We start from the raw sequence: 2,121 nt of genomic DNA, 5'->3' as shown, positions 1-2,121 counted from the left end.
GGGGGGCGGAAGCCCCCCACAAAACTGCGGCAAACACTCATCCCCGCATCCGCGCCCCATCGGCGTCAAACAGCGCAGTGGTGACCAGTCTCGCGGGACGGCGTTCGCCCAAAATCTCGATTTCCACCGCCAACCCCTCTTGCGCCATCGCGGTCGGGATCAAGCCCAATGCCACCGATTGCCCGGTGAAATGCGAATAGCCGCCGCTTGTGCAAAACCCCTGCACTTCGCCATCAATCCAGATCGGCTCCCACGCCACAACATCCGCATCCGCCGCATCAACAATAAAGGCACAAAGCGCACGTTTCGCGCCCGCCGCCTTTTCCGCCATTGCGGGTGTTTTGCCGATCCAGTCCGCGTCCTTGTTCCAGCGGATAAAACGGTCAAGTCCCGTCTCGCAAGGCGTATAATCCGGGCTGAACTCCCGTCCCCATGACCCGAAAAACTTGTCCAGCCGCAGGCTCATCATGGCGCGCATCCCAAACGGGCGCAGACCGAGATCACTCCCCGCCTCCGTCAGCACGGTCCACAGATGCCGCATCGAAATATGATCGCAGTAAATCTCATAGCCCAGATCGGCGGTGTAACTCACGCGCTGCACAATACAATCGGCCATGCCTACGGTCATGCGTTTCACATCCATGAACCGGAACGCAGCACCCGACACGTCGGCCCGCGTGACGCGGCTCAGCAACTCGCGCGCATTTGGTCCAGCGATCTGAAAGCCCGAGCGTCGGTCAGAGATATTCTCGATACCAACGCCGTTCTCCAGATGCTGCTCGAACCAGCGGCCATGCCACCCCTGCGCGCCATAGCTGGCGGTCAGTTGAAACTCTGTCTCCGACAGGCATGACACGGTGAAATCGCCAATGATCTTGCCGCTTTCCGCCAGCATCGGCGTGAGCGACAACCGCCCCGGTTTCGGAATCAACCCCGCCATCATCCGGTCAAGCCACGCCCGCGCGCGCGGCCCCGTCACCCGATACTTGCCGAAATTCTGTACCTCGTTGATGCCGACAGCTTCCCGCACTGCCATCACTTCTGCCTTCGTCGCCTCCCAGGCGTTGGAGCGTTTGAACGTCGGCTCCTCATACCGGGGCTGACCCGGCAAAGCGAAATAATTGACCACCTCCAATCCGTATTGCTGGCCCCAGACCGCGCCTAGGCCGTCGAACACGTCATACATCGGTGTGGTGCGGAAGGGCCGGGCAGCGGGGCGCTCCTCATTCGGGTAGGACACCGAAAACCGCATCTGGTAATTCTCGATCACCTTGGGCACGGTATAACCCGGCGTTGTCCAGTTGCCAAAACGCGCCACGTCAAAGCCGCGCGGATCGCGCTCGACTTCGCCTTCAATCATCCATTGCGCTAGCGCCAGCCCCATGCCGCCGCCCTGGCTGAACCCCGCCATCACAGCACAAGCCGACCAGTAATTCCGCAACCCCGGCACCGGTCCGATCAATGGGTTGCCGTCGGGCGCAAAGGTGAACGGCCCGTGAATCACCCGCTTGACGCCGGAGCGTTCCAGCACCGGGAAACGGCGATAGGCAAAATTCACCGAATCCTCGATCTTGTCGAATTGCTCATTCAGCAACTCATGGCCGAACTCCCAAGGCGTGCCATCGACCGACCAGGGCTCGCAAGGTTTCTCATAAAACCCGATGCAAAGACCACGGCCTTCCTGGCGCAAATAGCTTTCGCCGCCGGGGTCCATCACATGCGGAAACTCACGCCCCGATTTCAGGATATCCATGATCTCGGGGATATCGTCGGTGACCAGATATTGATGCGCCATCGGCAACAAGGGCAGATAAACCCCGGCCATCGCGCCAACCTCCCGCGCCCAAAGCCCTGCGGCGTTGACCAGATGTTCGCATGTCACAGTGCCTTGTTCGGTAACCACTTCCCAGCCATCGCGTGTCGGCGTCGTCGACAGCACCCGATTGTGCAGCACGATCTCCGCCCCGCCCATCCGCGCCGCCTTGGCATAGGCATGGGTGGTGCCGGACGGGTCCAAGTGCCCGTCAAGCGGGTCATAAAGCGCGCCGATGATGCCTTCCAGGTTGACCATGCCCTCGGTCAGTTTTGAGATCTCCTCAGGCCCCAGTATCTCGGTATCCA

General features: G+C 60.8%; 1 protein-coding gene. It reads right to left on the bottom strand.

The annotated features are described in order from the left end of the window. Window positions 1–37: 37 nt before the first annotated feature. A partial coding sequence (locus L0H65_RS18890) for an FAD-dependent oxidoreductase (protein WP_301460741.1) occupies window positions 38–2,121 on the bottom strand: 2,084 nt, incomplete at its 5' end.

Origin of the sequence: Pseudorhodobacter sp., from assembly GCF_030452865.1 — a bacterium.
Lineage (GTDB): Bacteria > Pseudomonadota > Alphaproteobacteria > Rhodobacterales > Rhodobacteraceae > Pseudorhodobacter.
The sequence above is the reverse complement of the archived record's forward strand: the minus strand, read 5'-3'. Positions and strand labels throughout refer to the sequence as shown.